Source organism: Hyphomicrobium sp. LHD-15 (assembly GCF_031157355.1).
Taxonomy (GTDB): Bacteria; Pseudomonadota; Alphaproteobacteria; order Rhizobiales; family Hyphomicrobiaceae; genus Hyphomicrobium_C.
Window position 1 is genome coordinate 179,533 of record NZ_JAVIFT010000006.1, and the last position, 26,298, is coordinate 205,830.

General features: G+C 63.2%; 25 protein-coding genes, 2 tRNA genes and 1 pseudogene. 17 read left to right on the forward strand and 11 right to left on the reverse strand.

Annotated elements, in window-relative coordinates:
* Positions 1-51: 51 nt before the first annotated feature.
* The 3 genes and pseudogenes from RCO24_RS17015 to RCO24_RS17020 all read right to left on the reverse strand — a co-directional run bounded on the left by RCO24_RS17015 (position 52) and on the right by RCO24_RS17020 (position 1,009).
* Positions 52-519 carry a hypothetical protein gene (locus tag RCO24_RS17015; protein ID WP_308963805.1) on the reverse strand — a complete coding sequence of 156 codons (468 nt, stop codon included), beginning with the start codon at positions 517-519 and terminating at the stop codon, positions 52-54.
* A 102-nt stretch (positions 520-621) separates the two neighbouring features.
* Positions 622-745: pseudogene (locus tag RCO24_RS19285) on the reverse strand (glutathione S-transferase family protein); the annotation flags it as partial.
* 187 nt (positions 746-932) lie between these two features.
* A tRNA-Pro gene (locus RCO24_RS17020) sits at positions 933-1,009 on the reverse strand.
* 482 nt (positions 1,010-1,491) lie between these two features.
* On the opposite strand from RCO24_RS17020, the gene RCO24_RS17025 reads away from it, so the two are divergent.
* Positions 1,492-1,566: transfer RNA gene (locus tag RCO24_RS17025), tRNA-Gln, on the forward strand.
* An 84-nt stretch (positions 1,567-1,650) separates the two neighbouring features.
* Here the strand turns inward: RCO24_RS17025 and RCO24_RS17030 are convergent.
* Complete coding sequence (locus RCO24_RS17030) at positions 1,651-2,289, reverse strand: class I SAM-dependent methyltransferase (protein ID WP_308963807.1); 639 nt, start codon at positions 2,287-2,289, stop codon at positions 1,651-1,653.
* 304 nt (positions 2,290-2,593) lie between these two features.
* Between RCO24_RS17030 and RCO24_RS17035 the strand changes: the two genes are divergently transcribed.
* Positions 2,594-2,953, forward strand: a complete 360-nt coding sequence (locus RCO24_RS17035) for a PilZ domain-containing protein (RefSeq protein WP_308963809.1) — start codon at positions 2,594-2,596, stop codon at positions 2,951-2,953.
* Positions 2,954-3,040: 87 nt separating this feature from the next.
* Here RCO24_RS17035 and RCO24_RS17040 read toward each other — a convergent pair whose 3' ends face one another.
* The 3 genes from RCO24_RS17040 to RCO24_RS17050 form a co-directional block, all read right to left on the reverse strand.
* The gene (locus RCO24_RS17040) at positions 3,041-3,415 is read right to left on the reverse strand and encodes a phasin family protein (RefSeq protein WP_308963811.1); all 375 of its coding nucleotides are present in this window, start codon (positions 3,413-3,415) and stop codon (positions 3,041-3,043) included.
* A 129-nt stretch (positions 3,416-3,544) separates the two neighbouring features.
* The gene (locus RCO24_RS17045; protein ID WP_308963813.1) at positions 3,545-4,462 is read right to left on the reverse strand and encodes a pirin family protein; all 918 of its coding nucleotides are present in this window, start codon (positions 4,460-4,462) and stop codon (positions 3,545-3,547) included.
* A gap of 166 nt (positions 4,463-4,628) precedes the next feature.
* Positions 4,629-5,432: an AraC family transcriptional regulator gene (locus RCO24_RS17050; RefSeq protein ID WP_308963814.1), complete on the reverse strand. Its 804-nt coding sequence runs from the start codon at positions 5,430-5,432 to the stop codon at positions 4,629-4,631.
* Positions 5,433-5,498: 66 nt separating this feature from the next.
* Here RCO24_RS17050 and RCO24_RS17055 point away from each other — a divergent pair, with 66 nt between their 5' ends.
* The 3 genes from RCO24_RS17055 to RCO24_RS17065 all read left to right on the forward strand — a co-directional run bounded on the left by RCO24_RS17055 (position 5,499) and on the right by RCO24_RS17065 (position 8,459).
* Complete coding sequence (locus RCO24_RS17055) at positions 5,499-6,500, forward strand: MBL fold metallo-hydrolase (RefSeq protein ID WP_308963816.1); 1,002 nt, start codon at positions 5,499-5,501, stop codon at positions 6,498-6,500.
* 171 nt (positions 6,501-6,671) lie between these two features.
* The gene (locus RCO24_RS17060) at positions 6,672-7,451 is read left to right on the forward strand and encodes a YhfC family glutamic-type intramembrane protease (RefSeq protein WP_308963817.1); all 780 of its coding nucleotides are present in this window, start codon (positions 6,672-6,674) and stop codon (positions 7,449-7,451) included.
* 99 nt (positions 7,452-7,550) lie between these two features.
* Positions 7,551-8,459 (forward strand): MBL fold metallo-hydrolase, encoded by a 909-nt coding sequence (locus RCO24_RS17065; protein WP_308963818.1) that lies wholly within the window; start codon positions 7,551-7,553, stop codon positions 8,457-8,459.
* Here the strand turns inward: RCO24_RS17065 and RCO24_RS17070 are convergent.
* Positions 8,392-9,264, reverse strand: coding sequence for a DUF1499 domain-containing protein (locus tag RCO24_RS17070; RefSeq protein ID WP_308963819.1), 873 nt, complete (start codon positions 9,262-9,264; stop codon positions 8,392-8,394). The two genes, RCO24_RS17065 and RCO24_RS17070, sit on opposite strands and share 68 nt — an antisense overlap.
* A gap of 112 nt (positions 9,265-9,376) precedes the next feature.
* Between RCO24_RS17070 and RCO24_RS17075 the strand changes: the two genes are divergently transcribed.
* The 7 genes from RCO24_RS17075 (at position 9,377) to RCO24_RS17105 (ending at position 16,580) form a co-directional block, all read left to right on the forward strand.
* On the forward strand, positions 9,377-10,333 hold the full coding sequence (locus tag RCO24_RS17075; protein ID WP_308963821.1) for a hypothetical protein: 957 nt from the start codon (positions 9,377-9,379) through the stop codon (positions 10,331-10,333).
* A gap of 87 nt (positions 10,334-10,420) precedes the next feature.
* Positions 10,421-11,389, forward strand: coding sequence for a CHAD domain-containing protein (locus RCO24_RS17080; RefSeq protein ID WP_308963822.1), 969 nt, complete (start codon positions 10,421-10,423; stop codon positions 11,387-11,389).
* A gap of 82 nt (positions 11,390-11,471) precedes the next feature.
* Positions 11,472-12,530 carry a ferrochelatase gene (hemH, locus tag RCO24_RS17085; protein ID WP_308963823.1) on the forward strand — a complete coding sequence of 353 codons (1,059 nt, stop codon included), beginning with the start codon at positions 11,472-11,474 and terminating at the stop codon, positions 12,528-12,530.
* Positions 12,531-12,867: 337 nt separating this feature from the next.
* A complete protein-coding gene (locus tag RCO24_RS17090; protein ID WP_308963824.1) occupies positions 12,868-13,845 on the forward strand; it encodes an SPFH domain-containing protein in 978 nt (325 codons plus the stop codon).
* A 106-nt stretch (positions 13,846-13,951) separates the two neighbouring features.
* The gene (locus tag RCO24_RS17095; protein ID WP_308963825.1) at positions 13,952-14,425 is read left to right on the forward strand and encodes an NfeD family protein; all 474 of its coding nucleotides are present in this window, start codon (positions 13,952-13,954) and stop codon (positions 14,423-14,425) included.
* Between the two features lie 103 nt (positions 14,426-14,528).
* Positions 14,529-16,154, forward strand: coding sequence for an outer membrane beta-barrel protein (locus RCO24_RS17100; protein ID WP_308963826.1), 1,626 nt, complete (start codon positions 14,529-14,531; stop codon positions 16,152-16,154).
* Between the two features lie 144 nt (positions 16,155-16,298).
* Positions 16,299-16,580 carry a hypothetical protein gene (locus RCO24_RS17105; protein ID WP_308963827.1) on the forward strand — a complete coding sequence of 94 codons (282 nt, stop codon included), beginning with the start codon at positions 16,299-16,301 and terminating at the stop codon, positions 16,578-16,580.
* Positions 16,581-16,663: 83 nt separating this feature from the next.
* On the opposite strand, the gene RCO24_RS17110 is transcribed toward RCO24_RS17105, so the two are convergent.
* Positions 16,664-20,125 (reverse strand): acyl-[ACP]--phospholipid O-acyltransferase, encoded by a 3,462-nt coding sequence (locus tag RCO24_RS17110; RefSeq protein ID WP_308963828.1) that lies wholly within the window; start codon positions 20,123-20,125, stop codon positions 16,664-16,666.
* A 301-nt stretch (positions 20,126-20,426) separates the two neighbouring features.
* On the opposite strand from RCO24_RS17110, the gene thiS reads away from it, so the two are divergent.
* Genes thiS through RCO24_RS17125 form a run of 3 tightly spaced genes read left to right on the forward strand, consistent with a single transcriptional unit; the run spans position 20,427 to position 22,135 of the window.
* Positions 20,427-20,648 (forward strand): sulfur carrier protein ThiS, encoded by a 222-nt coding sequence (gene thiS, locus RCO24_RS17115; protein WP_308963829.1) that lies wholly within the window; start codon positions 20,427-20,429, stop codon positions 20,646-20,648.
* 5 nt (positions 20,649-20,653) lie between these two features.
* The gene (locus RCO24_RS17120) at positions 20,654-21,508 is read left to right on the forward strand and encodes a thiazole synthase (protein WP_308963830.1); all 855 of its coding nucleotides are present in this window, start codon (positions 20,654-20,656) and stop codon (positions 21,506-21,508) included.
* Between the two features lie 6 nt (positions 21,509-21,514).
* Positions 21,515-22,135, forward strand: a complete 621-nt coding sequence (locus RCO24_RS17125) for a thiamine phosphate synthase (RefSeq protein WP_308963831.1) — start codon at positions 21,515-21,517, stop codon at positions 22,133-22,135.
* Positions 22,136-22,140: 5 nt separating this feature from the next.
* Here RCO24_RS17125 and RCO24_RS17130 read toward each other — a convergent pair whose 3' ends face one another.
* Together RCO24_RS17130 and RCO24_RS17135 are read right to left on the reverse strand one after the other, a co-directional pair.
* On the reverse strand, positions 22,141-22,755 hold the full coding sequence (locus RCO24_RS17130; protein WP_308963832.1) for a pyridoxamine 5'-phosphate oxidase family protein: 615 nt from the start codon (positions 22,753-22,755) through the stop codon (positions 22,141-22,143).
* A gap of 33 nt (positions 22,756-22,788) precedes the next feature.
* Positions 22,789-23,463, reverse strand: a complete 675-nt coding sequence (locus tag RCO24_RS17135) for a glutathione S-transferase (protein WP_308963833.1) — start codon at positions 23,461-23,463, stop codon at positions 22,789-22,791.
* 36 nt (positions 23,464-23,499) lie between these two features.
* Between RCO24_RS17135 and RCO24_RS17140 the strand changes: the two genes are divergently transcribed.
* A complete protein-coding gene (locus RCO24_RS17140) occupies positions 23,500-24,399 on the forward strand; it encodes a LysR family transcriptional regulator (protein ID WP_308963834.1) in 900 nt (299 codons plus the stop codon).
* Between the two features lie 207 nt (positions 24,400-24,606).
* Complete coding sequence (locus RCO24_RS17145) at positions 24,607-26,295, forward strand: phospholipase D-like domain-containing protein (RefSeq protein ID WP_308963835.1); 1,689 nt, start codon at positions 24,607-24,609, stop codon at positions 26,293-26,295.
* The last annotated feature ends 3 nt before the right edge of the window (positions 26,296-26,298 follow it).

Sequence of the window (26,298 nt, forward strand, 5' to 3'; positions counted from 1 at the left end):
CAGAGAGATCGCATAACCGATCGAGCTCACACCGAGGGTGGCGAATGGGCTTTATTTCAACGCTCCAGGCTCTGGACTGACGTTCCATAGCGCCATGTTTGCTGCAGCCCCCTCAGCATGGAGTTTCCAGAACGCGTTAAGCCGCGCCGCGTCGTGATACTCCTCGATCCGAGATATTCGAGTGCGTCCATATGAGATGATTTGCCGGTAGCTCGCCTCGAGAGTGGCGCCGCTTGTGAGGCTTTGCATTTGTATGCTGGCTCTCGCATGCGCGAGCTTTCCATCAAACCTGAAAGAAATCAGTTGTGATTGGGAACGTGTCGTACGCAGCACTGCTTCTAGACTCTGGCGAAAAGCACCTTTTCCCTTGAACTCAATTGGTCCGCCATCGAGATTTCCGGCATTGCACCAGAACTCGATAGAATCGGCGAACTGATCAAGCATTCCATCGAGATTTCCGTTGCTCCACTCGCGATGAGCATTGGCGATGAGGGCGTGCGCTTCTTCGTCAGTTAGCATACACTTCCGTCCATCCTTGAGCCGCACCGGGACATGCGCGTCGGGGCAAATATTCAATGACTCGGCACGTCAGTGGTCGGACATAAGTTCGCAGCAAGGCGAAAGCAGGCGAGGGTAGCGTTCCGCCATATGGATCACGATCGCACCCGGCTCCAACGGAAGTGAGATCGCCCTCCTCATGCGTTGGTATCTGACCGAGAGAATGAAGCGCTAGATGTCGGAGTTCCTACGCGATCAGTGAGGCGGCAGCTGTCAGCACCGCGAAACTCCGGACTCCCGCTGTGTCTCGCTTGCTTCCCCGAAGCGTGCGCTATGGCACGAGAACCTAATGGTGATCGACTGCCGAACGCATTTGCCGGCAACGCCGAAATGCAGAATGGCGAAGCCAAAACCGGCTGACCCATTGAAGACACTGGTCGGAGCGGGGAGATTCGAACTCCCGACCCCTTGCTCCCGAAGCAAGTGCGCTACCAGGCTGCGCTACGCTCCGCCCGACCTTCGTGTCCAAGGCCTAAAACCACGCCAAACCGATCCGGCTCGACGGGCTCCATATGGCCTAAACTCATGATGTAGATCGTGTTTTATGTTTTTGATTGAAACAACCAAAAACGATCACGCTCTAGACGAGGCATGAGACCGCGCCGCGGCACCCACAGGGAAAACCGAAGCGCGAGGCGGCTTTATAGCGACAGGTCCGGGCCAGGGCAAGCTCATCTCGCACCTAGCCGGCAACTCCTTTGAGATACCGGAAAGCTGAGGAGGCAATGCGGTAGAGCGCATGCTTTGGGAGCAGGAAGTCGGAAGATCACAATTCCGCCGACGGATAGAGGCGAAGCCGTCCATTTCGCCGACCATCCGGCCCGAGCGCCGAGGCCGGCGCAATCGCGCGCCATTCAGCCGGGCGCAGTCCCTTGTGTGAACCGTACCAGCACCTTGCGAGCACCCTCGGAGCAGTGTACAGGGTCGCCTCATTGGGACGTAGCCAAGTGGTAAGGCAGCGGATTTTGATTCCGCCATTCGGAGGTTCGAACCCTCCCGTCCCAGCCAAACTTTCAATGACTTAGGCTTTGCATTCCACGCGACGAAGCCGGCCGTTTCCGCGCCGACCACCCGCAATACGCGCGCCCTCGCTTACGTCCGCTTTCTCAGCGCAACGTCGCAGTACAGGTTCTCGTGCAGACAGTACGCGACGATCTCCCACCCTTCGTTGACGCACATCTCGTTCACGGTCTGAACCACGCCGTAGGCGAAGCCCTCGTGGTGCGACCAGATGATGTAGTCGTTGAAGATGATGAGCCCGCCCGGCTTGACCTTGCGAGCCGCCGCGCTCGCGTCCGCCCGGACGTTTTCATAGAGATGGCCGGCATCGATGTAGATCCAGTCGAAATGGCCGTCCGGGAAGCTTTTGAGGGTCTCCGCGGAATCGCCCTCGTGCAGCACCACGGCAGGGTTCTCGCGCACGGCCGGGTTGCGCAGCTTGGCGAAGGTCAAATCGATGAGATGGATCTTCTCCGGCTTGACCGTCTCCAAGAGGAACGCCGAGAACTTCCCGTTCTGGACGCCCACTTCCGTGCAGATGCCGCCCTTCGGCAGGGTCGCGATGTAGTCGTAGCGCGACGCGAACACCTTGGCGGATGCGACGTGCTCGCTCCGGAGTGCGAGGGGCTTTTCCGGTCTCTTGCGGTCCAGGCGGCCACTTACCTTTCCAAAGGTCCCTGTCGCGCGCCGGACCCACCTGGAGACGTCGCGCGGAAGATACTGCCAGTCCATCGTAAATGCCCCTTGGATACACGCGGGAACGCCCCAGCCGCCGCAACGTAGGTCGCTCCAACTGGGCGAGCAAGCTATATCCGCCGCCCCCGATCGGGCTTGGATAGTCTGGGCAACTCCACACGGCAGCACCGCATTTTTTGCAGACGATCCGACGTCATCCAGCCTTGGTAGCCTGCGGCATAATTCAGCTCCCCCTAGCCATTTCTGCGCGGTTTTGCATCGCAGGTTCACGACATTTGCGGATCTGCCGTAAACGTATTGATGCTATAATCGACGCAAGCAGTCCTCTATCGGGCAAATGATGGACGATCCCGAAAAACGGCGTGCAGCAAGAAAACGGACGCTCAAGGGCGCATTGATCATCTTCAATGGCCGCACCTCGACGCTGTCGGCCACGCTTCGCGACATCTCCGACACCGGCGCGCGCCTCAGGGTTTCAAAGGACGTCGCGATGCCCGAAACATTCGACCTCGCGATCGACACGGATGGCCTCGAAGTCCCCTGCACGTTGGCTTGGCGCAAGGGCGAGGAGATCGGCGTCAGATTCACCGGCCCAGCCGTCAAGGTTGCGCCGAAACGCGCGCAGGTGGTGACCGCCCTGAAGCAAGGCGGCCAGCAGCAGCAGCCCACCTCGCTGCTCCGGCGCAAGCCGATTTCGTAAGCCGATCCGGCTCGCAAACCCGGGCAGCCCGGACAAAAAAAGCCGGGCAGCCAAAGCCGCCCGGCCCGAATTCCGCGTGAGAGGTGTTTACCTCTTTTGCAGCCCCTGCATGGCTTCGGCAACCAACCGGCCAATTTCCTGCGCCTGGAGCGCGTAGGCCTGCATCTGCGCCTGCGCGAAACGGCTCTGATGGGCCAATACCTCTTGAACGTCCTTTGCGCTGGCGAGGTCGCTCGCGAGCGCGAATGCGGCCTCCGCGTTCTGCTTGGCGAACTTCGTTGCACGATCCTGCACCGCGCGGAATCCGGCCGAAGCTTCGTTGGCTGGCAGCGACTTGGTCCAGAAACCCATCGCCTGCGTCATCGCATCCATGAACTGCCCATAGGCCGCGCGGGCCTGATCGACGTTCTTCTCAGCCAGGTCACGCATCTGCTGAGGGATTTCGAAGGGATTCTGTGACATGAAGTTTCTCCGGCTTGGGGGCTGTATTCTTAAATATGAGCTTGGGGCTGTCACTATATTGGTAGCGCCGATCGCGCGTCCCGCATACTGGCATCTTTTGACCCACGGCGTGAGACAACCGGGAACAAACTACTCCGGCAGCGCGATAAACTCTTCCCCGTCGCTGGGAACGGGCGCAAAACGCCGCGCTTTCCAATCCGCCTTGGCCGCATCGATCCGGTCCTTGGAAGACGAAACGAAATTCCACCAGATGTGGCGAGGACCGTCCATTGGCTCGCCTCCGATGAGCATAACGCGGGACATGGCGGTGGCCAGGATCGAAATTCGGTCCCCGGGCCGGAACACGAGCAGCCGCCCGGCCCCGAACGTTTGGCCCGCGATGTCGACCTCCCCGGCCGCCACATAGATCGCCCGCTCGTCGTAGTCGGGGTCGAGCGGTAGTATGGCGCCCGGCGCCAGCACGGCTTCGGCATAAAAGCAGTCGTGCGGAAATTCTGCCGGCGACCGTGCCCCGTAGAGGCTGCCCATGATCAGTCGCACCGTCTTGCCTTCACCCGTGATGCGCGGCAGCGATGCCGCCTCGTAGTGGGCGAACGTTGGCGCGGTCTCCTCGTGCGATTTCGGCAGCGCCGCCCAGGCCTGGATGCCGAACAGCCGCGGACCCTTCGCGCGCTCTTCCGGGCTGGTTCGCTCCGAATGCACGATCCCGCTCCCCGCCGACATCAAGTTGAGTTCGCCCGGCCGGATGGCCAGCTCCGTTCCGAGGCTATCGCGATGCATGATCTCGCCGTCGAAGAGATAAGTGACGGTCGCGAGACCGATATGCGGATGCGGGCGCACGTCGATGCCGGTGCCGATCAGAAACTCTGCCGGCCCCATCTGATCGAAGAAAATGAACGGCCCCACCATCTGCTTGGCGGCTGCCGGAAGCGCACGCCTGACCTCGAACCCGCCGAGATCTCGAACCCGCGGCACGATAATGTGCTCGATCGCATCGCAGGACATCGCATCACCCGGCTTGGGATCCTCGCAAGGCTGCCAGCTCATCACGTCCTCCTGCCTTCGGGGGCGAGCGCCGCGCGACCGGAACCCTGTCGCTGCTCTCTGGAAAAGATAAGAACTTTCCTCCCGAGATCACAAGACAAATGGCGCGATCACCTCGAGCCGGCTCCACCAGCCCCCGATCGCGCCCAAAGCGCCCCATTTCACTCGCTTACACCTGCTTCGAAGGCGTCCGTGTGACACGGCGCACATTGCGCAGGCTCGGAGAGGCGGGAGCGCCAAACGTGCGTCGGAATTCGCGCGCGAAGTGAGCCTGGTCCGAAAAGCCGGCCGCATGCGCTGCAGCGGTGAACGTGCTTCCCGCTGCCACCTCGCCGATCGCTGCACGCAATCGCTGCCAGATTCGGAAACGGCGAAATGGAACGCCGATCTCCTCGGCGAAGAGATGCTGAAACCGTGACGACGAAAGCCCCACCTTGCGGGCTGCTTCCGCCGCCGGAACTCCGTCCGACGCATTCGCCGAAAGGCTCGCCACCGCAAGTGAGATCCTGGGATCGAGCACGCGCCGCGCGCGCCTCTTGCCATAGCCGAGCAGACTATCGAGCGCGGTGCCGACATGACCCGCGCCATCGCGCGCTTCATAGAGCTCGCGGATCAGCGCGATCTCGCCCGCCTGCCCCACCAGCACACCGGCCTCCTCGTGTCCGTCGCGAACCAACGGCAGAAGCGCGCCCACTCCCGCTTCGGAAGGTTCGAGATAAAGGACGGCGAGCGGACTTCCACCGATATCGAGCTCGTAGCAGACGCCCGCGGGCAGAACGGCGCTCCGGCACCAGTGCCACGCACCACCCGCGATGCGGATCCGGAATGAGTCGTAAACCCCGGCCAGATAAACCGGCACGCTGTGCGCATGCGGAGCGTTGTAGGTCAGCGGCCCGACAAAAAGCCCACGCCCCGCATCGAGATGCCAGATCGGCAGAACAGGGCCGGAAGCGGCTGTAGCACGTTCGTACAAGCGCGGTGCTCCCGTGAAAGCTAGCGTCTCCTCAAACGCGCATAGCAATTCGAGGAGACGACCTCAATGTCCAACAGAGATTTCGCGATCGACCGCCGCAGGATGCTGGCCTCCGCGGCAGCACTGACGGCCGCGCCCCTCCTTGTCGGCGCCGGCCTCGCCACGCCAGCCCGCGCCGCAGAAGCGAAGCTCGGCGCCTGGCAGCCCCGCCATTGGCGCTATAAAGTGGGCGGCTTCGAGATGACGGTAATCGCCGATTCCGAAGTGTTCATCGATGGCCCCTACCCGATCATCGGCAAGAATGCCGAGGAGGCCGACGTCCGCAAGCTGATGCGCGACAATCTCCTGCCGGAAGCAAAGTACCAGCCGGGCTTTTCGCCAACCGTCATCAATACCGGCCGAGAGCTGGTGCTGTTTGACACCGGTAACGGCGAGAACGGCTTCGTGCCGCGCCCGAACGGCGGATGGCTGGCGGCAGGTCTCGCGCCCGCCGGCATCAAGCCCGAGGACATCGACGTCGTCGTGCTGAGCCACGGCCACCCCGATCATGTCGGTGGGATGATCGAAGCCGGAAAGCCCCTCTTCCCGAACGCCCGCTACGTGATCGGACAGGTCGAATACGATTTCTGGGCACCGGAAGGAAAGCACACAGGCGATATCGAAAAGTTCGCCGCAGTCTTCCGCGCCAACACCAAGGCGCTCGCCGACAAGTTCACCTTCTTGAAACCGGGCGACGAGGTCGTGCCCGGCATCCGCGCGCTCGAAGCTTTCGGACACACGCCCGGGCACTTGAATTTCCACATCGAGAGCGAAGGTCAGGCGATCTACTTCTGGGGCGACTGCGCCCACCATCAGGTTGCCTCGCTCATGCGCCCCGACTGGCACTGCGTGTTCGACGCCGACAAGGAGCAAGCGGCCACCACCCGCAAGCGCGTTTTCGACATGCTCGCCACCGACCGCATTCCGGTGATCGGCTATCACATGCCGTTCCCGTCGGTCGGCTACATCGAGCGCAAAGGGCCCGGCGCCTACGGCTGGCTCGCGCACACCTATCAGCTCAATCTCTAGAACAAAGGCCGCAAGCGGAAACGCGTAGAAGCGGCAGCGAGAGTTGCGCGAGCAGTCTCCCACGCTAAGGTGTGAGTTCGGAATATTCCCCGAACTCACAGCCCAAGCCGCGCTCGCAACGAAGCGAACCGCGGCATGGGCCTGTCCGGAAAAGGACGCTGCCTGGCCCTCATGATCGCCGCAACGATTCCACTCGCCGCCGTATCAATGATCGTATTTCCGATCGTCTTGGTGTGGTGGCTCACGCGCCGTCTCTCGATGCCGCTGAGCCTTGCACTGTGCGGTGCCGGCACGTTCCTCGTCGCTCAAGCGCTTCGCTTTCCGCTGCTGCAGGGCCTGACCTCGCTGTTCGAGACTGGCGCACTGCCGGCGCCACCGGCTGCCTATCTCCTTGTCTTCAACATTGCCGTGTTGTCGCTCACCGCCGGGCTCTTCGAGGAAGGCGCACGCTACGGCGCCTATCGCTACGCGATCCCCGAAGCACGCTCGTGGAATGCGGCGGTCACCTTCGGCGCCGGCCATGGCGCGATGGAAGCGGTCATCCTCGGCGGACTGATGGGCGTCGAATTCTTCGGGATGCTCGCTCTTGGAACGCCGGAAGCCACGCAAGGTGTCGACCCGGCTACCCACGCGCAGCTCGCCGAACAGACCGAACGCTATTGGGCACTGCCGGCGTACATGCCGCTGATCGGCGCCCTCGAGCGTGCATTCGCCATCGGCTTTCACATCGCGATGGCGGTCTTCGTTCTGCAGGCCGTTGTCCGCCGCAGCTGGACTTGGCTCGCGGCCGCCATTGCCGCACATGCCCTCGCCAACGCAGCAGGAGCCGTCGCCCTCGTACGATCTGGGCCGGTAGCCGCAGAAATCGTCGTCGCGATTTTTGCAGGCGCGGCACTCTACATCGCGTTCCGCCTTCGCAGGCCCGCAAACATTAGGTCCGACGCAGCCTGACCGGCCCTATTTCCAGACGCCGAACAAGCGACCGGGCGCCGCCTAGGCACCGCTTCCGGGATCGACTAACCTCCCGCCCGAAGCAAAGCCCGGGTTCCGATGTCCCACGAGTTGCAGTTCAAGACGTCCATGGTGTTCGAGTACGACCAACCGGCTCCGGTAAGCCCCGGCATCGTGCGCATCGTCGCCAACAATCCGAGCCCGTTAACCTTCAAGGGAACCAACACCTACCTCGTCGGCATGACCGAGCTTGCCGTGATCGATCCCGGGCCGCTCGATCCCGACCACCTCTCCGCAATTTTGAATGCGGCAGGCGGACGACCTATCCGCCAGATCCTGATCACGCATGCTCACCGCGATCACGTGGATGGCGCCAACGCCCTCAAGGAAGAAACCGGCGCGCCGATCATGGGCTTCGGACGCGACGAGATTCCAGCCGAAGGTCCCTCCGTCAATCCGCAAGGCTCCGAGTTCATCGACTACGTTTTCACCCCCGACGTGAAGATCGCCCACGGCGACGTCATCGCGGAAAAGGATTGGCGCTTCGAAGCCATTCACACGCCCGGCCACGCGCCCGATCATCTCTGCTTCGCCTTGCTTGGCCGCAACATCCTGTTTTCGGGCGATCACGTGATGGCCTGGAACACGACGCTCGTTGCCCCGCCGGAAGGCTCGATGGCCGACTACGTCTCCTCGCTGCAGATTTTGCTGGAACGGCCCGAGAGCCTCTATCTCCCCGGCCACGGCGGACGCCTCGACGAGCCCCAGCGCTCCGTCAAAGCCTATCTGCTGCATCGGCGCTGGCGCGAACAGTCGATCCTCGAAGCCATTCGCGGCGGCGTCGGCACCATTCAATCGATCGTGCCTGTGATCTATCCGACGATCGACCAGAAGCTGACGCGAGCCGCCGCACTGTCCGTGCAAGCCCACGTCGAGCATCTCATTGCCCGCGGTCTCGTGACCTGCGACGGTTCTCCGACTTGGGACCGTCCGCTTTCTCCTGCTTAGCGCGCTTACCGGCCTGGCGCGCATCCTGGGCGGTCGGAACCGTGGAATCGAGACGCGCCTGAATTTCCTTCATCAGCTCGCGCACCCGCTCCGCGTTGCGCCCCATGTCGCCGCGGCCGAACCGCGAGGCCGAACGGATATCGATCCGCGAAACGTCTCCCTCTTCGCCGACACGGATCGCCACGTCGTCGTAGAAACCCATGATCAGCGTGCGGTCGACGGCTTCGATCATGCCGGGCGTTCCAGCGCTGCCGTCCGGCGCATCCTCGCGCTCGATTTCCATGTGCAGCCGCTTCACCGCATCGATCACCAGCGCATAGACCTCCTCGGTCGAGCGCGAGATCACCATCGGCTTGATGTCGGGATAGGCGCGTGCCTGCTCGTCGGCAAACTTGCGGGGATAGGTGAGTGAATTGCTACCGGGCCCGCGCAGACGGGCGACCGCTGAGAATACGGGCGGGTTGTTGAAGTCGGTGGTGACGTCACTGACCTTGGGATAGTCGCGGAGCCAGACCAGGAACAAGAGCGGCGCGGCAAGGATCACCACGCTGAGGCACACCGCGAACATGACGCGCGCCGTCCCCGGCCGTCCCGTGTGCCAGATCACGGCCCCTGCCACCAGCGCGCACACGATCGAGAGCACGGCGACCGCAAGCCCAACGACAAACAGATTGAACGCGATCGGCGTCGGCATCCCGATGACGCGATGCAGGAACGCGGCGGTCAGGATGAGGCCGAACGAGAACAGCGCCGCGCGGCTGGCCCAGCGGCTGGCGGATGGCTCTCTCTCGGGGATTGCAAGCATGGGTGTTGGAAACCTTGCCAGTTCGGCGGACTCGCCCGAGGATAGCCTCGGAATCGGACGAAATGTAGCATCGCTCTTACGCCAGGACCGTTTGTTCCGACAGGGGGCGTCCGTGCTCGTGCGGCACACACTCAAACCTCAGAAAAAATTGCGCGATCGTCTTCTCCGAGAACGAGCCCCTGCACGCATCGGCCTTGCCGCCGTATTCGCCGGGGTCGCGTCCCTGTCCGCGACCGGAGCGGAAGTTTCGAGCCGTCCGCCACTCGGATTGACCGTCGCGATCCTCGATCTCGCCGAAGCGCCCGACTTGACACCCGCCGCCCCGCCCGAGCCGCCGGCCCCAGCCTGGCGCACGACGTTCGGATCCGAGCGCCAGACCCTGCCCGAACCCAAGAAGGTGTCCGACAACGGCCTGCTCGCTGCGCTGGCCGATAGCGACGCTGTGTTGATCCAGGGGGTCAAGGCCCCAGCCAGCCTTCGCAAACTCTTTCCACCGCGCACCTGGCGTTTGATCGTATCGCGCCGGATCGCCGCCTCCGAAAGCGTCACCGAGGGAGAAGCCGACCCGGCAAACGCCGATGCCGTCAGTGCCGAGCTCCCGGCTGCGACCGCCATCGCTGTAAAAGTGCGCGCTTCCCTGCGCGTGACAGCCCGCGCGCTGGCCTTGCGCACAAACGAACCGATGCCCGAGGAAGCCCCCGTTGCCAATCCGCCGCCCGCGCCGCAGGTGGCCGCGACCGCCGTTCGGCTCGTCGATCGCGGCCGGGCGCTCTGGGTCGCTTCCGTTGCTCTTCCACCATCGTGTGGCGCCGGCACGCCCGAACCGTGCCCCGCATGGGCGGAGCTCGATGCCTGGCGCGCCGCCAAACGCGGGGCCGGCGAAACCACCGTGATCGGCGGCCGCCTGACCGCAAAAAACCCGGCGGCTTTGGCGGCCGAAACGCCGCAGGCCTGCCTCTCGCACCGCATCGAGTCGGACCTCCAGTCGCAAATTATGCCGCCTACAGAACCAATTCCGTTGTCACAAACCGGAACCGGTTGCCTCTCCATCGTCCGCGTCGGCAGTTAGCCATTTTTGCCTATACGCGATGGAAATATCTTGCCGATACAGGCTATTATCCAGGAAAATAAAACGCTCACAACGCGGCGCAATTCCATGGCTTTCCGCTTCAAGCTCGACGAACCCATCGCGCAAAACTTTCATCGCATCGGCCTCGAGCAGATCCAGCGGGCGAGGAAACAGCTCGACGCCAACGTCGCGCCGGAAACCGAGATTCACGAAGCGCGCAAAAGCATCAAGCGCATCCGCGCCCTGCTCAGGCTTGCACGCGAAGGCCTCGGCGATCGCGTGTTCCGTGCCGAGAACGCGCGCTTCCGCACCATTGCGGCCCGCTTGGCACCTGCACGCGACGATCACGTCATCCTGCAGACAATTCTCTTGCTGGAAGCGCACGCCGACGGCGAAGCACGCGCCGCGCTCACGCGTCTCAGGACGGCAGTGATCGCGCACGGAAATGGATCGCTTCAGGAACGCGGCCAGGGTATCGCCGAAGCCAACACCGCGCTCGAGCGCGCCGCCCGCCGCTTCCGCCGCCTCGCCATCGAGCCCGACGATTTCGCAACCTTGGCGAAAGGGCTGACGCGCAGCTATCGCCGCGGCCTCAAATGGTTTGCGCAGGCCTACGCCGAGAACAACGATGAAGCTTTCCACGAATGGCGCAAGTGTGTGCAGGCTCATTGGCGGCATATGTCGCTGTTGTCCAAGGTCTGGCCCGCCGTGTTCGAAGCCCGCGTTGAGGCCGCTCGTGACTTGTCCCAGATCCTGGGCGAGGACCATGACCTCGCGATTCTGAAGGCCCGCCTTCCGATGCTGCCTGCCGGGACGTTGTCCGACGAGGAGGCTCGCGTCATCGAGCAGATGGTGCTCGTGCGTCAGCACGCTCTCCGCCGCGCGGCAGCACCGCGGGGGCAATTGCTCTACGCGGAAAAGGCCAAGGCCCACGGTCGCTGGATCCTGGCCCTCTGGGAAGCGGCCACCGCTCTCCGGCGCGGGGATACCGAGCCCGAAAGCGAGCAAACGTCGCCCCGCCTGGAAAACGGCTTCCCGCCCACTGCTCGCGCCTGAGCGGCAAAAAAATATCATCCATTCCGCCCCGGACCGCGTAGAAGAGAGGCCGAAATATCTGACGCGGGAGCCGAAAGCGGGAATGCCGCCCAAAATTGAAAACTCGATCGGGGAGAACCAAAGCCCCCTGCCGGACAAGCATCCGAAGGTTCGATACGGACGTATCGGCGTTCTGCTCCTGAACCTCGGCACGCCCGACGGGACGGACTATTGGTCCATGCGCCGTTACCTCAAGGAGTTCCTGTCCGACGAACGCGTCATCGAGGAACCGCGCTGGAAGTGGTGGCCGATCCTCAACCTCATCATTCTGACCGTTCGTCCCGGCCGCAAGGGTCGCGATTACGCAACGATCTGGAACAACGAGCTGAACGAGGGCCCACTCAAGACCATCTCGCGCAATCAAGCGGAAAAGCTCGCCAAGCGTCTCGCAGCCCATCCCAACGTGGTCGTCGACTGGGCCATGCGCTACGCCAACCCGACAACGGAAAGCCGGATCGAAGCGCTGCTCGCGCAAGGCTGCGACCGCATCCTGCTGTTGCCGCTCTATCCGCAGTACGCCGCCGCCACCACCGCAACCGCAGCCGACCAGGCCTTCCGCGCGTTGATGAAACTGCGCCGCCAGCCCGCCGTCCGCGTTGCCCCCTCCTATCACGACGATCCGGCCTACATCGCGAGCCTCGCCGCCTCGATGAAGACAAGCCTCGGTAAGCTCGACTTTGAGCCCGAACGCATCATCGCGACCTTCCACGGCATGCCGGAGAAGTATTTCGAGAAGGGCGATCCGTACCACTGCCACTGCCAGAAGACGTCACGCCTGTTGCGCGAGGCGTTGGGCTGGCCCGAGGAGCGCTGGCTCACCACGTTCCAGTCGCGCTTCGGCAACGATCCCTGGCTGCAGCCTTACACCGACAAGACCGTCGAACGCCTCGCCAATGAAGGCATCAAGCGGCTCGCGCTCGTCGCTCCGGGTTTCTCTGCCGATTGCCTGGAGACGCTCGAGGAGCTGGACGGCGAGAACCGCCACATCTTCGAAGGCGCAGGCGGCGAGAAGTTCGCCTATTTGCCCGCCCTGAACGACAGCGAGGAAGGCGTCGACGTGATCGAAGCCGTCGTGCGCCGCGAACTTTCGGGCTGGCTCTGACGCCCGCGGGCTTTTCCTTACTCGCCAGCCCGCCAAGGCGTGAGCGCCCAAGGTTGTATTTCCCTCAATCGACATCGAACGGCATCTTCAGCGCTGTCTGTTCCCTACGCGACTGCGCCGGGTAAGGATCAATTTACCTGTTCGCTGACGGCGCCCTCAAACGCCCATAGATTGGTAATACGTGGGCGCTAGAGCATTTTCCGACGAAGCCTGTCCCGGACACGATCCGGGATGGCCTCCGGTTCGTCGAAAGAAAATGCGACCCAACAAGAAGCTAGAGCGCGAATGCGCTCTAGGGCTGAACAATTAGTTTGATCGACGCGAAAGGGTTTTTGAGATGTATGGCGGCGGATTTGAGGTTTTTGGCCTCCTGTTGATCGTGCTGGCAGCGGCCGTGCTGTGGTCGACGGTCAAGGTCGTGCCCCAGGGCTTCAACTACACCGTCGAGAGCTTCGGGCGCTTCACGCGCACCCTGATGCCGGGCCTGCACTTCCTGGTGCCGATCGTCGAACGCGTCGGCCACCACGTGAACGTTAAGGAGCAGGTGATCGACATCCCGAGCCAGGACGTCATCACCCGCGACAACGCCATGGTGCGCGTCGACGGCGTCGCCTTCTTCCAGGTGCTGAACGCGGCCAAGTCGGCCTACGAGGTCGACAACCTCGAACACGCGATCGTCAACCTGACGATGACCAACATCCGAACCGTGATGGGCTCGATGGACCTCGACGAGCTCCTGTCCAATCGCGACAAGATCAACGCCCAGTTGCTCCATGTCGTGGATGCCGCCACCGAATCCTGGGGCGTCAAGGTCACCCGCATCGAGATCAAGGACATCGCACCGCCTCGCGATTTGATCGACAGCATGGCCCGCCAGATGAAGGCCGAGCGCGAGAAGCGCGCGCAGATTCTCGAAAGCGAGGGCCTCCGCGCCGCCGCGATCCTGAAAGCCGAAGGCGCCAAGCAGGCCGTGGTGCTCGAAGCCGAGGGCCGGCGGGAAGCCGCCTTCAAGGACGCCGAAGCGCGCGAGCGTGCGGCCGAAGCCGAAGCGACCGCGACGACGCTGGTCTCCAACGCCATTGCCGGCGGCAACGTCCAGGCCATCAACTACTTCGTCGCCAACAACTACGTGAAGGCGCTCGAAGCGCTCGCCTCGGCACCGAACCAGAAGGTGATCCTGATGCCGCTCGAGGCGTCGTCGGTGATCGGCTCGCTTGCCGGCCTCGCACAGATCACCGGCGAAGCTTTCGGATCCAAGGAGACGCCGCCGCCCGCCGCGCCCGCACGTGGCAGTGTTCCTTCGTCCAAATCGTAATCTGAGCTACAATTGCCGCGATCGGAGCCTAGGTTCCGATCGCAACACGACGGGCGCGACCGGACCGTAAGGCCCCGCGCCCCTCTTCAACCTCGGGATCCCGTCCATGTCCGCCCTGATCAGCCTCTTCGCCGACCTCGGCCCCTGGAACTGGTTCATCGCCGGCGTTCTGCTGATGGCGTTGGAAACGCTGATCCCGGGCGTGCATTTCCTTTGGTTCGGCCTCTCCGCCGTCGTTGTCGGTGTGCTTCTCTTCCTGCTCACGGCAGCCGGCCTCGGCGAGGCCCTGAGCCTGCCCTGGCAGCTCGTATTGTTCGCCGTCATCTCGGTCGCAACCGTGTTCTGGGTTCGCCGCTTCGCCAACGCGCAAGACGTTGAAAGCGAAGACAAGGACCTCAATCAGCGCAGCGCGCAGTATTTCGGCCGGGTCGTCGTTGTCGAAGATGCCATCAGCGGCGGCCGTGGACGCGTGCGCGTCGGCGATACCCTGTGGGCTGCGTCCGGCGCCGATGCCGAAAAGGGCACGCGCGTCCGCATCACCGGCGCCAACGGCACCGTCTTCACAGTCGAGCCGGCCTAGCGAACGCCCCGCAAACCTTAAGCCCTCCTTAACTGCCGCTCCCTACTGTCGCCCTAAGCAGTGTGCGTCGAATGCGGTCCTTTTCCTCATGAGGGCGCCACGCGTGGCTGTGGTTTGGCGGCTTGGCTTGATCCTGTTCGGCTTCGCAGCGGCAACGCTCGTGGCTGCGTTTTCGTATGCGCCCCCGGCCGATGCACAGGAACGCACGCGGATCGCGCGCCCCATCGCCGATGAGCCCGCCGCCGACTATGAAACGCCGCCGCAGCGGCTGCGCGATTTCAACTCCGATCCTGACGCCGCCGATCCCGAGGGCAACCCGGCGCCGGCTGACTCCTTCGGTGACCAGGACGACAGCCCCCGCCCTCCATCCGACAACAGCGCTGAAGGCGAACCCGCCGCCCCCGCCGATGGCGCGCCGACCTCCGACGGCCTGATCGACCTCTCCGAACCTCAGCCCCCCGAAGACGGCGCTGATCCGACCCGCGACACCCGTCCGCCGGAAGACGCTGCGGTATTCGAAAACCCACCGGCCGGCCCCGACCCGCTGCTGTTCCAGATCGAGGACGTCGATCCGGTCCAGACCGATCGCCGCCCGGCGCGTCTCGCACGCTTCGAGCCCTACGATCCGATCGGCATTCGCATCGGGAGCTTCGTGTTCTTTCCCGAAGCGGAAATCGCAGGCGTCTGGACCGACAACGTGTTGAGCTCACCTGACGCCCACTCCGACATCGCCGCCGAGATCCAGACCAAGTCGCGCCTCGTCTCGAACTGGTCGACGCACGCGGTCGAGCTTCGGGGTACCAGCCTTTCGAGCTTCTACGAAGACTTCCCATCCGAGGATGATCGCGCCTGGGGCATCGAAGCGCGCGGCCGGCTCGACATCACGCGGCGTACCAACCTGCAGGCAATCGCAAGCCACAACGTGAGCCAGGAATCCCGCTCGGCGATCGACGCCAACCAGGCCGGCGAACGCGCGGATGTGAAAACCGAACTAGCCCAGCTCGCGCTCAACCATCGTTTCAACCGCCTCTCCCTCCAGCTCCGCGGATCGGTGAGCGACACCACGTATTCGGAGACTGACAACCAGGACAACGCTGATCGCGACACGCTTGAAACCAAACAGGCCGTGCGCGCGAGCTGGCAATTCAAGCCGACGTTCTCCGTGTTCGCCGAAGAGGAGCTGAACCAGCGCAACAAGGAGGATCCACCAGCCGACGGAATTCCGCGCGATTCCACTGGAACGCGCACGCGCGTCGGTCTCGACTTCGGGGCAACCGGCGCGATCCTGCGTGGTGAAGCCAGCATCGGCTATGGCCGCCAGACACCCGACGACAACCGTCTCTCGGCCGTCAACGCGTTTCTGTTCGACGCAAATCTCGCCTGGCGACCGACCGAAATCACGTCGTTCCTGCTCACCGCCCAGAGCGATATTTACGACACGACAACGACGGACTCGGGCGGAGTGGTCTCGCACACCATCGGCCTCGAAGCGCGCCACGCGCTGCGCCGCTACGTGATCGCCTCGGCGGGCATCGTCTACACGCACTACGACTACAGCAAATCGCCCATCGAGGAGAGCGCGCTCACGTCCTTCATCGGCGGCGAATATTACGCGAGCCCGGAGCTGGTGCTGTTCACGCGCTACCAGCACCTTAGCTACGCCTCAAATCAGATCGATGCTGATTACGAGAGCGACGAGATTCGCGTCGGCGTGCGAGTCCGCAAGTAGCGCCCTTCCGCGCGAAGCTTGAGCCAGCCTCTCTTATGCTCAGCCGGAGCGTTGCGCCGCATTCCTCGCGGCTTATCTTGATCACTCGACTGATTCGCTTCGGGATTTGAGCCCATGTCGCAAGCTGAACGCAGGGAGCCAGCCATGTCAGACCGTACCCAATTCGCTGTCGGCCGCCACAAAGTTGCGATGCCGCGCCCCATGAAGCGATCGCTCCAGGTCGCATCCGCCGCGCTGCTGACAGCCGCAGTGGTTCTGTTCGTCATGATGATCAATGGATTTCTCGTCGGCCGTGGCGGCACGCTCGCAGGCGTCGACGTCTGGCTCGCCTTCATCAAGCGTAGCGACATCATCGGCACCATCATCCTCACCGCGCTGGTAACGACGGCATTCCTGTACTGGCAGCGCGATAAGGAGCGCCGCTAGGCGCACCTTTTTTCCAGACAAACAGCAAGGACGAATAGGATGAGCGGCAGCCTGCGGGCTGCCCTCATCTCGCACCAATTATCTCACACGACAGGCGGCGAACCGCCCGGCCCCGCAATGAGCGGCTCCGGGACCAGTGCCTCCGCCCGGCGCGGCGCATTCGCCAGACGCTCCTTCGCGAGCGCAAGCGACGCCACATAGTCGGGCTTGCCGCTGCCGAGCAACGGAACGCTCGGCACGACCAGGATATCCGCCGGCACCATCAGCTCGTTGGCACCTTTTTGGCGTGCAAAGCGTGCAAACGCGTCGCGCGTGACCGACGCATCCGTCGTCATCAGCACCAGCCGTTCACCCTTGCGCGCATCCGGCAACGAGACGACGACGCTGATCAGCGCCGGCCACAGCTCCGCCGCCAAAGCCTCGACCGCCGACAGCGACACCATCTCGCCCGCGATCTTGGCGAAGCGCTTTGCACGGCCCTTGATCGCGATGAAACCCTGATCGTCGATGGCAACAATATCGCCGGTGTCATGCCAGCCGTCCGCCGGCGGCTCGAGCACACCGGGGTTCTCTGCGCGCATGTAGCCGAGCATGACGTTGGGGCCACGCACGTAGAGGCGCCCTGCCCCTTCGATGCCTGGCACCGGCTCCAAACGCGCTTCCATCAGTGGTGACAGCCGCCCGACGGTGCCCGACTTGTTGGCCAGCGGTGTATTGATCGCGAGCACCGGCGCCGTTTCCGTCACGCCGTAGCCTTCGAGAATACGAACGCCGAACTTCTCCATGTAGATCTGCCGCGTGCGCTCTTTGACGGCTTCCGCGCCCGCGAGGATCAACCGCACGCGTGCGAAATCGTATGGGTGCGCCGTCCGCGCGTAACCGTTGAGGAAGGTATCGGTGCCGAACAGGATCGTCGCGTTGGAGCCATACACGAGCTCCGGCACAATGCGGTAATGCAGCGGCGTCGGATAGAGATAGACCGGCACACCGGCCACGAGCGGCATCACCAGCCCGGCGGTGAGGCCGAACGAATGAAACACCGGTAGCACGTTGAACACCTTGTCCTGCCCGTTGACCGCGACGCGCGTCAAACTCTGCATGGCGTTCGCCAGCATGTTCCGGTGCGAGAGCACGACGCCCTTCGGCAAACCTTCCGAACCCGATGTGAACAAGATCGCCGCCGGATCGTTCGGCCCCCGTGCTACCTGCTCCCGGCTACCGACGAGCAAGCCGCGCACCTTGTCGGCGAACGTGATGGTGGCGCGAACGTCTTCGAGATAGACGATGCGCCGCGTTTCCGCGAGCTTCGCCACCACCGTTTCGAGATGCGCTTTCTCGACGAACGCGCGGCTTGTCAGCACGACGTCCACTTTAGCCGCCGTGCACGCCGCATCCACGTTCTGGGGACCAGCGGTGAAGTTGAGCATCGCCGGCACGCGCCCGATCGTCTGCAGCGCGAAGAAGGTCACGGCCACACCCGCCGAGTTCGGCAGCATCACGCCGACTGCAGCGCCTTCCGGGGCGAACGCTGACAGTTTCGCGCCGAGCACCTGCGCACTCGTGATCAGCTTCCCGTAGCCGAGCTGCGTGCCGAGCGGATCTTCGATGGCGGGCTTGCCGGTGTCGCGCGTCGCCTTCGCTTCGACGAGCGCGGAAAACAGCGTCTGATCGAGGTTCGCGGTCTTGACCGCGGTTTCGACCATGATGTCCTGCAGCGCCATGCCAGCCGCCTGGCGTCGCGCCTTGCCGCGCAATCCGTTTGCAACGGAGAGCTTCACCGGCGGCAGGATCGTCACCGTCGTTTTCGGAAACAGCGCCTTCTTGGCCTGGAAGCGGTTGAGATAGCCGAAATAGCTGCGCTCCGGCCCATCGATGCGCACCGGAACGATCACCGCATCAGCCTTGTCGGCGATCATCGCTGTGCCGTCGTAGACCTTCATCAGACCACCGGTCACCGTGAGGCGTCCTTCCGGGAAGATCACCAGCGTCTCGCCGGCCTTCACCGCCTGGATAAGGTGGCGCGTACCAAGCGGCTTGGTCGGATCGATCGCATGCGCGTTGACGAGCTTGAGGAACGGCTTGATCCAACTCTTCTGCGCCATGCCGGTGTCGATCGCGAACGCGGCATGCGACGGCAGGATCGAATGCATGATCGGCGCGTCGAGCAGGCTCACGTGATTGGGCGCGATGATGGTGCGCGTGCCCTCGGGCGGCAGGTTTTCGTAACCCTTCACCTCGAGACCCATGAACGTCTTGAACAGGAACACGCCGACATCCTGGATGCCTTGCTTGCCCCAGGCCATGAGGATCAGAACCATGGCGGCAAGGTTGCCGATGCCGAGCAGCACCAGCAGAAAGCCGAGGCTCGCCCCCTGCCACTGCAGAAGCGCGACGCCGAGACTGCCCACGGTCATGAACAACGCCGACATCACGTTGCAGGCGCCGATGGTACGGGCGCGCTCATCGACAGGCGCCCATAGCTGCACCGCCGCGAAGGCCGGAACGATGAACAGGCCGCCCGCGATCGCAAGCCCCGCAAGGTCGATCAGAACGCGCCAGCCGGTCACGCCGCTGACCATCCCGGAAATCGTCAAAACCTCTGGCGACTTGACGATCCCGGCAGTCGTCCAGGCGAGATCGAGTGAGAACAGGCCCATCAACAGCGCGCCGATCGGAACCAGCGCCAGATTGGGACGCGTCTTGCTGGCCCGCGCAGCCAACGCCGAGCCGATCGCGATGCCGATCGTGAACACGACGAGCGCAAGAATGGTGATGCTTTCGCCGCCGCCCATGACATCCTTGATCAGCACCGGCAACAGCGATAGCACCACCGTGCCGACGAGCCAGAACCACGCGGTGATGAGACCGCCGACCCACAGACGCCTGTCGCTTCTCAAATGGCTGATGAGAGCGGCCGTCGACGTGATCGGATTGAAATCGATGGCGAGGTCTGGCGCCGCCGCCCCCATCTTGGGGATGAGCGAGGCCGAGAACCAGCACAGCACCGCGAGCCCGATGACGAGCGCGGCCAACACCCAAACGCCATTGGCGTCGGACGCGGCGAGCCCGCCGCCGATGGTGCCGATCAGGATGGCGGCGAAGGTCGCGCTTTCGACGAACGCGTTACCCGCCGGCAGCTCGCGCGGGGCAAGCAGGGCCGGCAGAATGCCGTACTTGATGGGGCCGAACAGCGCCGCGATCACGCCGTAGAGGCCGAGCGCCACGAACAGCACCGGCACCGAATGGGTGACAAACCCGAACGCAGCGATGACCGCGACCGGGATTTCCCAGCGCTTGAGCCGCTCCGCCACCACCGCCTTGTCGTAGCGGTCCGCCAGTTCGCCGCCGATGCCCGACAGAATGAAGAACGGCGCGACCAGGACCGCGCCCGCGAGCGCGACCAGCGCCCCGCCCGACTGCGAACCGATCTTGAAGAGGATCAGGATGACGAGCGCGTTCTTGACGAAGTTGTCGTTCAAAGCCGACAGAAACTGGCACCAGAACAGCGGCGCGAAACGGCGGCTTGTGATCAACGCATTGAACATGGACGCACTCTGAATACGGCCTGCGGGCCAAGGTGTAACACTGTGTAACAAACAGAGCGGAACCTAGGGGCCTGATCATGGTCAAACAACGACACTTTGTGGCCGGCCTCGGCCAGGTTGCATCGTCTTACTCAGGAATCCCCGACTAAGGTCGCCCGCATCTGAACACGCAACCCTGTCAAATCACTGATAAAGTCGCGTTAATTGACAGTCCGCCGCGGCGGGCGCCATGCTCTTCGTTTGCAGAACCGGGCCCGAAAGACTAAGTGAGCCCCGAAACCAGAAATACGACCGCCAGCTCATGACACCGGACACCACACGCCTTCGCGACATCGTCTTAAACGGCCGCCCACTGTCGACCGGCGCCGAGACGCTGGCTGAGTTGGTCACCGAGCAGGGCTTCGCGGGCGTCAAGGTTGCAACGGCCATCAACGGGGAGTTCGTCGCGGAGCGGACGCGCGCCGGGACCGGCCTCAGCGAAGGCGACCGCATCGAGATCCTTTCCGTCCGTCAAGGCGGCTGATCCTCATGAACCAGACCCAGCCTCTCCACCCGCCAGGCCCAGCCGCTCCGCCCCCGCTCACCTTCTACGGTGTGCCCGTCGCCTCGCGCCTGCTGCTCGGCACGGCGCTCTACCCCTCGCCCCATATCATGAGTGAGGCCGTCCGGGCCGCCCGCGCCGGCATCGTCACCGTCTCGCTCAGGCGCGAGCAAGCGCGCGGCCGCACTGGCGAGCGCTTCCTGGACCTGATCCGCGCCCTGCCCGTGCGCCTGCTGCCGAACACTGCCGGCTGCCGCACAGCCAAGGAGGCGATCACCACCGCCGAGATGGCACGCGAGCTTCTGGATACCGACTGGATCAAGCTCGAGGTCATCGCCAACGACGACACGCTCCAGCCAGACCTTTTCGGGCTCGTTGCCGCCGCCGAAGAACTGGTGAAGCGCGGCTTCAGGGTGTTTCCCTACACCACCGAGGATCTCTCCGCCGCCGACCGCCTCGTCGCCGCCGGCTGCCGCGTTCTGATGCCGTGGGGGTCCCCGATCGGCACCGGCCGCGGGCTCGCCAACCCGCAGGCCCTCAAGACCATGCGCGCCTATTTCCCCGATCTGCCGCTCGTCGTCGATGCCGGCATCGGCGCGCCTTCACACGCCGCCGCAGCGATGGAACTCGGCTATGACGCGGTACTGTTGAATACTGCCGTCGCCAGGGCGCAGGACCCGGTTCGCATGGCCGCCGCCTTCGCCGCTGCCATCGACGCCGGCCGCACGGCCTTCGAGGCAGGCCTGATCGAGCCGAGCGACCGGGCACACCCGTCCACTCCGGTCGCCGGAACGCCATTCTTCGATCTCGATCCGCCGAGATCCGGCCCAACTGATCGGTAGCCGTCCATGAAAGGTGCAGCCGCTCCGGACGTGTTCTATCCGATCGTGCCGAACGCCGCTTGGCTCGAGCGCATCGCCCACCTCGGCGTGCGCACCGCCCAGCTGCGTCTCAAGGACAAGACGCCCGAGGAGATCCGCGAGGAAATCCGCACCGCTTCGGTGATCGCCAAAAAAACCGGCTGCCGCCTCATCGTGAACGACTATTGGCAGGCCGCCATCGATCTCGGCGTCAGCGAGTTGCATCTCGGACAGGAAGACCTCGCGGAAGCCGACCTCCCCGCCATCAGGCGTGCCGGAATCGCGATCGGCGTTTCGACCCACAGCGAAGAGGAGCTGGAAGCGGCTCTGGCGGCCGATCCCGCCTACGTCGCCCTCGGCCCCATCTACGAAACCAAGCTCAAGGTCATGAAATGGGAGCCGCAGGGCCTGGAACGCATCGGCGCTTGGAAAAAGCGCATCGGCGCTCTCCCGCTCATCGCCATCGGCGGCATCACGCCGGAGCGCGCCGGCCCCGTGCTCGCGGCCGGCGCCGATAGTGTTGCCGTCATCACCGATTTCATAACCTCTCCCCACCCAGAAGCCCGCGTCCGCCTGTGGCTCGACTGGGCGAGCACAGTGCGAACGTAGCAGGCTTACGGCTTGCGCTTGGCACGCTCCCGGGCAAGTTCCGTTTCGAGCACGCCGATCCGGTCTTGAAGACCGCGCACGATGTCCTCGATCTCCTCGACGGCGAGCAGATGCGGAATATGCTGCGGGCAGTTGCGATCCCACGCTTCGATTTCGAACACGATGCATCGCTCGGCGACACTTGCGCCCAGAGACGGACGCAAGCGCGACAACAGCGCGTCATCGTTCTCGACGACACGCGCCCGTCCCCACAGCTTGACGCGCCGGCGCCGCGCATAATCCATAACGAAGATGAAGGCGCGCGGGTTTTCGGCCAGGTTGCCGACGGTGATATACTGGCGATTGCCGGCAAGATCCGCAAACGCGAGCGTCCGCTCGTCGATCACGGCGAGAAAGCCCGGCGGACCACCGCGATGCTGAATGTAAGGCTGCCCCTCAGCGTTCGCGGTTCCGAGATAGAAAGAACGCGTAGCGGCAAGCTGTGCGGCGAGATCCGCCGTCACAACGCTGCCCCATCCTCTACCTTTCTCCATCCGCTCGTATTGCGTGCGCGATCCTCGGCGCGCCTGCTCGGCCTTGACCGCCGGCGTGAAGGCAATGTCGGAAACGGGACGTGTCATGTTCACTCCTCCGCACTGCTGACATTCGGGCGCTCAGAGGCCCGGCATGCCGATAAAGCCCGGTAGACCCTTGACGCGCTGAACCCAGGCCAAAACCGCTGGGTAACCCTCGAGTGGCACGCCACCCTCATGGCCGAGCGCCACATAGGGCATGCACGCGATATCCGCGATGGTTGGACGCCCGAGCGCCAGCCACGAATGGCGTTGCAAGTGCGTGTCCATCAGCTCGAGAATGTGATGCGCTTTCTTCCGCGCGCGCTCGACGTCGAGCGCGTAGCCGAATTTGTCGTGCAAACGCGCGTCGTTCGGGCCCCGCGCAATCTCGTTCTCGGCAACCATCAGCCAAGCCGTGACCTGCGCCAGCCCGGCCGGATCCGAAGGAAGCCACGCCTCCCCGCCCCATTTGCGCGCGAGGTAGACGAGGATCGCTTGGCTGTCGCGGAGAACGGCGTCGCCATCCACGAAGATCGGAATCTCCCCGAACGGATTGAGATCCAGAAGCGGCGCCTTCTTGTGGTCGCCAGCCAGGAAATCGACCGGAATGACCTCCAGCGGAGCACCGAGAAGCGCAGCGAGCAGGCGGACTTTGTAGCAGTTTCCCGAAAGTTCTAGGTCGTAGAGCTTGGCCACCATGGCGATGCCTTTTCGGCTGAGGTTCTGAATAGCCGAGAAGGTGGCGCTCCAGGCGTTCTGGCGGTAGATAGACAAATAGACAAAGATATTCTCATTTATTGGAAGAATGAGATGGACCGTTTCAGGGCTATGAGGACCTTCATCGCGGTGGCCGAAGCCGGAAGCCTATCGGCGGCCGCGCGAAATCTCGGCCAGCCGTTGGCAAACGTCAGTCGCCTGCTGTCGCAACTGGAAAGCCAGATCGGCGCGCCTCTAATCGAGCGCACCACGCGCCGGATGGCCCTGACCGACGCCGGACGCGACTATTTGCAAGCCTGTCGCCAGGCGTTCGAAATGCTCGACAGCGCCGAGAACCGAATCGCGGGTCAGGCCGAGGATCTGTCGGGAGAGATCGCAGTCACCGCGCCGGTCAGCTTCGGCCGGCTGCACGTGCTCCCGATCATCACCGAGTATCTCAGCGCCTATCCGCGGATCGATACGCGCCTTCTGCTCATGGATCGTATCGTCGATCTCGTGGAAGAGGATATCGATGTCGCCATTCGCGTCGGCGAGCTGCCCGACTCCGGGCTGCTTGCCAAGCGCGTCGGAACCCTGAAGCTGGTCGCGTGCGCGTCGCCTGACTTCCTCGAACGCAGCGGGCCAATTTCAGCACCCGCCGGACTTGCCGATTTGGACTGCGTGACATTCATCGGTATGACCGGTCAGAACCGCTGGATCTTCAAAAGCAAGCGATACGGCCGCAAAACCGTGAGAGTACGTCAGCGCCTTTCGGTCAACACGGCCGAGACCGCCGTTGCGGCGGCAATCGCCGGTGTCGGCATCACACGCGTGCTCTCTTACCAGGCAGAGGCCGCGATCCAGTCCGGACAACTGAAGCCGATCCTCGAACGCTTCGAGGATACCGAGATCCCAGTGCATCTCGTCTACCGTCCGACGCGCTCGAACAACCCGCGCGTGCGAGAGTTTGTGCGGCTCGCCACCGAACGGCTTCGCGCCCACACCGGGCGATAACGTCCCGTGCTGACGCCATAGCCATCATCCTGCAGTTGCACGCTTCGCGCCGCACTCTTCGTCGCCACCCGAGACACGTGCGGCAGCCGATTCAGGATTCAATGGCACTTACACCGTCCACAGACTAATGTGCAGCATTCTTCATTCATACCTGCTTCACCGCTCCATTCTGAACATTTCAAACAATGAATTTGTGGGAGCTTCTCAATGAGCGTCGAGATCGCCAAATCGTACCGCCCCCTTGTCCACGCCAAGCCGATCGGCCCTTTCACCGCAACCGCGCTCGTCGGAACCCACTCGGCCATCATCGGCTGGGACATCGATCCAGATGCGGACCGCGAAGGTTTGCTCGGCTTCGCAATCCGGCGCCTCGATTACGATCCAAAAACCGAGAAACTGTTGAGCGCCACGTGGCTGAATGGCCAGAAGCGCTTCAAGTGCGACAGGGACGCGGGCGTCGACGTGAAATCAAAGGACGCGCCGTTCCAGCGTTTTCATTGGAACGACTACACGTTGGATAGCGAAAAGTCCTACGTCTACGAAGTCTATCCGGCGTTTGGTGAACCTTGCGACTTGAAGCTCGAGCCGCCGCTCAAGCTGCCTTTTCGGCCCGCAGCCGAAACCGTCGACGACATCGGCATCTTTTTCAATCGCGGGGTGACATCGGCGCAGGCCTATCTGGACCGCTTCAAGGGAGCACGCCCCGATCAGGTTCCCGACGGCTCCGCATACACTTGGCTGTCACGCGGCCTCAAGGAGTCGCTCCTGGCCTTCATCGCCCGCGCCGAGCGCGGCGATACGCTCCACGTCGCGATCTATGAATTTCACGATCCCGAAATCGCGGCCGCGTTGAAACGGGCGATCACCAAGCAGAAAGCGAAGGTCGAGATCGTCGCCCACGCAACCGGAGACAAAGCCACCAAGCTCAATGTGGCGATGCTGAAGGAGCACGGCCTCGAAGCCCACGCCAAACTTCGCAAGAAGGCCGGCAACATAAGCCATAACAAGTTTGTCGTCCTGCTGACCGGAGACGAGCCGCACGCGGTCTGGACCGGCTCCTCCAACTTCAGTGAAAACGCGTTCTACTTTCAAACCAACAATGCGCTTGAGCTTCCATACCCGGAGATCGCGCAAATCTACGAAGACTATTTCCAGGTCTTGCGCGACGATCCGAAGCTCGCCAGGGCCAAGCAAGGCCAGGAATGGGCTCAAGACCAGGTCGAAGCGATAAACGCTCGCTTTGAAGCGCCCGCAACGTTCGACGCGCAGGTTCTATTTTCCCCCGTCCGAAGCGACCACGTGATCGACGCGACAATAGAGCTGCTGCGCTCGGCGCAGTCGGCTGTTTTCGTGAGTGCGCCGTTCGCCATGGAAAAGCCGATCGTCGAAGCGATCGGCAAGAACGAGACCCGAATTCTCGAGTACGGCCTTGTCAACGCCACGGCTAAAAAGAAGATCGACGGCTTGAAGCGCCGGTCGACGCGTTTCATCACGCCCTCGGTTCTCGAAACCTACATGGGACGCAAATGGGATGCGAAGGCTTTCGGCCAGCACAAGATCCACAGCAAGCTCGTGATCATCGATCCATGGGGAGAAAACCCGGCACTCCTGGTCGGCTCCTCGAACCACAGCGACGAGTCCTGCCGCAAGAACGATGAAAACAATCTGCTGATCCGCGGCGACCGGCGCATCATATCGGTCATGACCACCGAATTCATGCGCATGTTCGACCACTACAAGAGCCGTGATTTCATCAACAGTATTCAGAGCGGCACCGCTCCCGACGACGACAAGTATCTCAAGGAGACCGTAGAGGGCTGGGCGCGCACGTCGTTCGATCCCAACGCACGCAGCCACAAGTTTCGCGATCGTGAGGTCTTCGCCGGAAAGCTTTGATTG

Bases quoted from the DNA above. Each gene is read 5' to 3' on its own strand.
- RCO24_RS17140 (WP_308963834.1), top strand. From the start codon at position 23,500: ATGGACCGTTTCAGGGCTATGAGGACCTTCATCGCGGTGGCCGAAGCC.
- RCO24_RS17030 (WP_308963807.1), bottom strand. From the start codon at position 2,289: ATGGACTGGCAGTATCTTCCGCGCGACGTCTCCAGGTGGGTCCGGCGC.
- RCO24_RS17035 (WP_308963809.1), top strand. From the start codon at position 2,594: ATGGACGATCCCGAAAAACGGCGTGCAGCAAGAAAACGGACGCTCAAG.
- RCO24_RS17125 (WP_308963831.1), top strand. From the start codon at position 21,515: ATGAAAGGTGCAGCCGCTCCGGACGTGTTCTATCCGATCGTGCCGAAC.
- RCO24_RS17055 (WP_308963816.1), top strand. From the start codon at position 5,499: ATGTCCAACAGAGATTTCGCGATCGACCGCCGCAGGATGCTGGCCTCC.
- RCO24_RS17145 (WP_308963835.1), top strand. From the start codon at position 24,607: ATGAGCGTCGAGATCGCCAAATCGTACCGCCCCCTTGTCCACGCCAAG.
- RCO24_RS17120 (WP_308963830.1), top strand. From the start codon at position 20,654: ATGAACCAGACCCAGCCTCTCCACCCGCCAGGCCCAGCCGCTCCGCCC.
- RCO24_RS17070 (WP_308963819.1), bottom strand. From the start codon at position 9,264: ATGCTTGCAATCCCCGAGAGAGAGCCATCCGCCAGCCGCTGGGCCAGC.
- thiS (WP_308963829.1), top strand. From the start codon at position 20,427: ATGACACCGGACACCACACGCCTTCGCGACATCGTCTTAAACGGCCGC.
- RCO24_RS17040 (WP_308963811.1), bottom strand. From the start codon at position 3,415: ATGTCACAGAATCCCTTCGAAATCCCTCAGCAGATGCGTGACCTGGCT.
- RCO24_RS17080 (WP_308963822.1), top strand. From the start codon at position 10,421: ATGGCTTTCCGCTTCAAGCTCGACGAACCCATCGCGCAAAACTTTCAT.
- RCO24_RS17060 (WP_308963817.1), top strand. From the start codon at position 6,672: ATGATCGCCGCAACGATTCCACTCGCCGCCGTATCAATGATCGTATTT.
- RCO24_RS17105 (WP_308963827.1), top strand. From the start codon at position 16,299: ATGTCAGACCGTACCCAATTCGCTGTCGGCCGCCACAAAGTTGCGATG.
- RCO24_RS17045 (WP_308963813.1), bottom strand. From the start codon at position 4,462: ATGAGCTGGCAGCCTTGCGAGGATCCCAAGCCGGGTGATGCGATGTCC.
- RCO24_RS17110 (WP_308963828.1), bottom strand. From the start codon at position 20,125: ATGTTCAATGCGTTGATCACAAGCCGCCGTTTCGCGCCGCTGTTCTGG.
- RCO24_RS17015 (WP_308963805.1), bottom strand. From the start codon at position 519: ATGCTAACTGACGAAGAAGCGCACGCCCTCATCGCCAATGCTCATCGC.
- RCO24_RS17065 (WP_308963818.1), top strand. From the start codon at position 7,551: ATGTCCCACGAGTTGCAGTTCAAGACGTCCATGGTGTTCGAGTACGAC.
- RCO24_RS17090 (WP_308963824.1), top strand. From the start codon at position 12,868: ATGTATGGCGGCGGATTTGAGGTTTTTGGCCTCCTGTTGATCGTGCTG.
- RCO24_RS17095 (WP_308963825.1), top strand. From the start codon at position 13,952: ATGTCCGCCCTGATCAGCCTCTTCGCCGACCTCGGCCCCTGGAACTGG.
- RCO24_RS17130 (WP_308963832.1), bottom strand. From the start codon at position 22,755: ATGACACGTCCCGTTTCCGACATTGCCTTCACGCCGGCGGTCAAGGCC.
- hemH (WP_308963823.1), top strand. From the start codon at position 11,472: ATGCCGCCCAAAATTGAAAACTCGATCGGGGAGAACCAAAGCCCCCTG.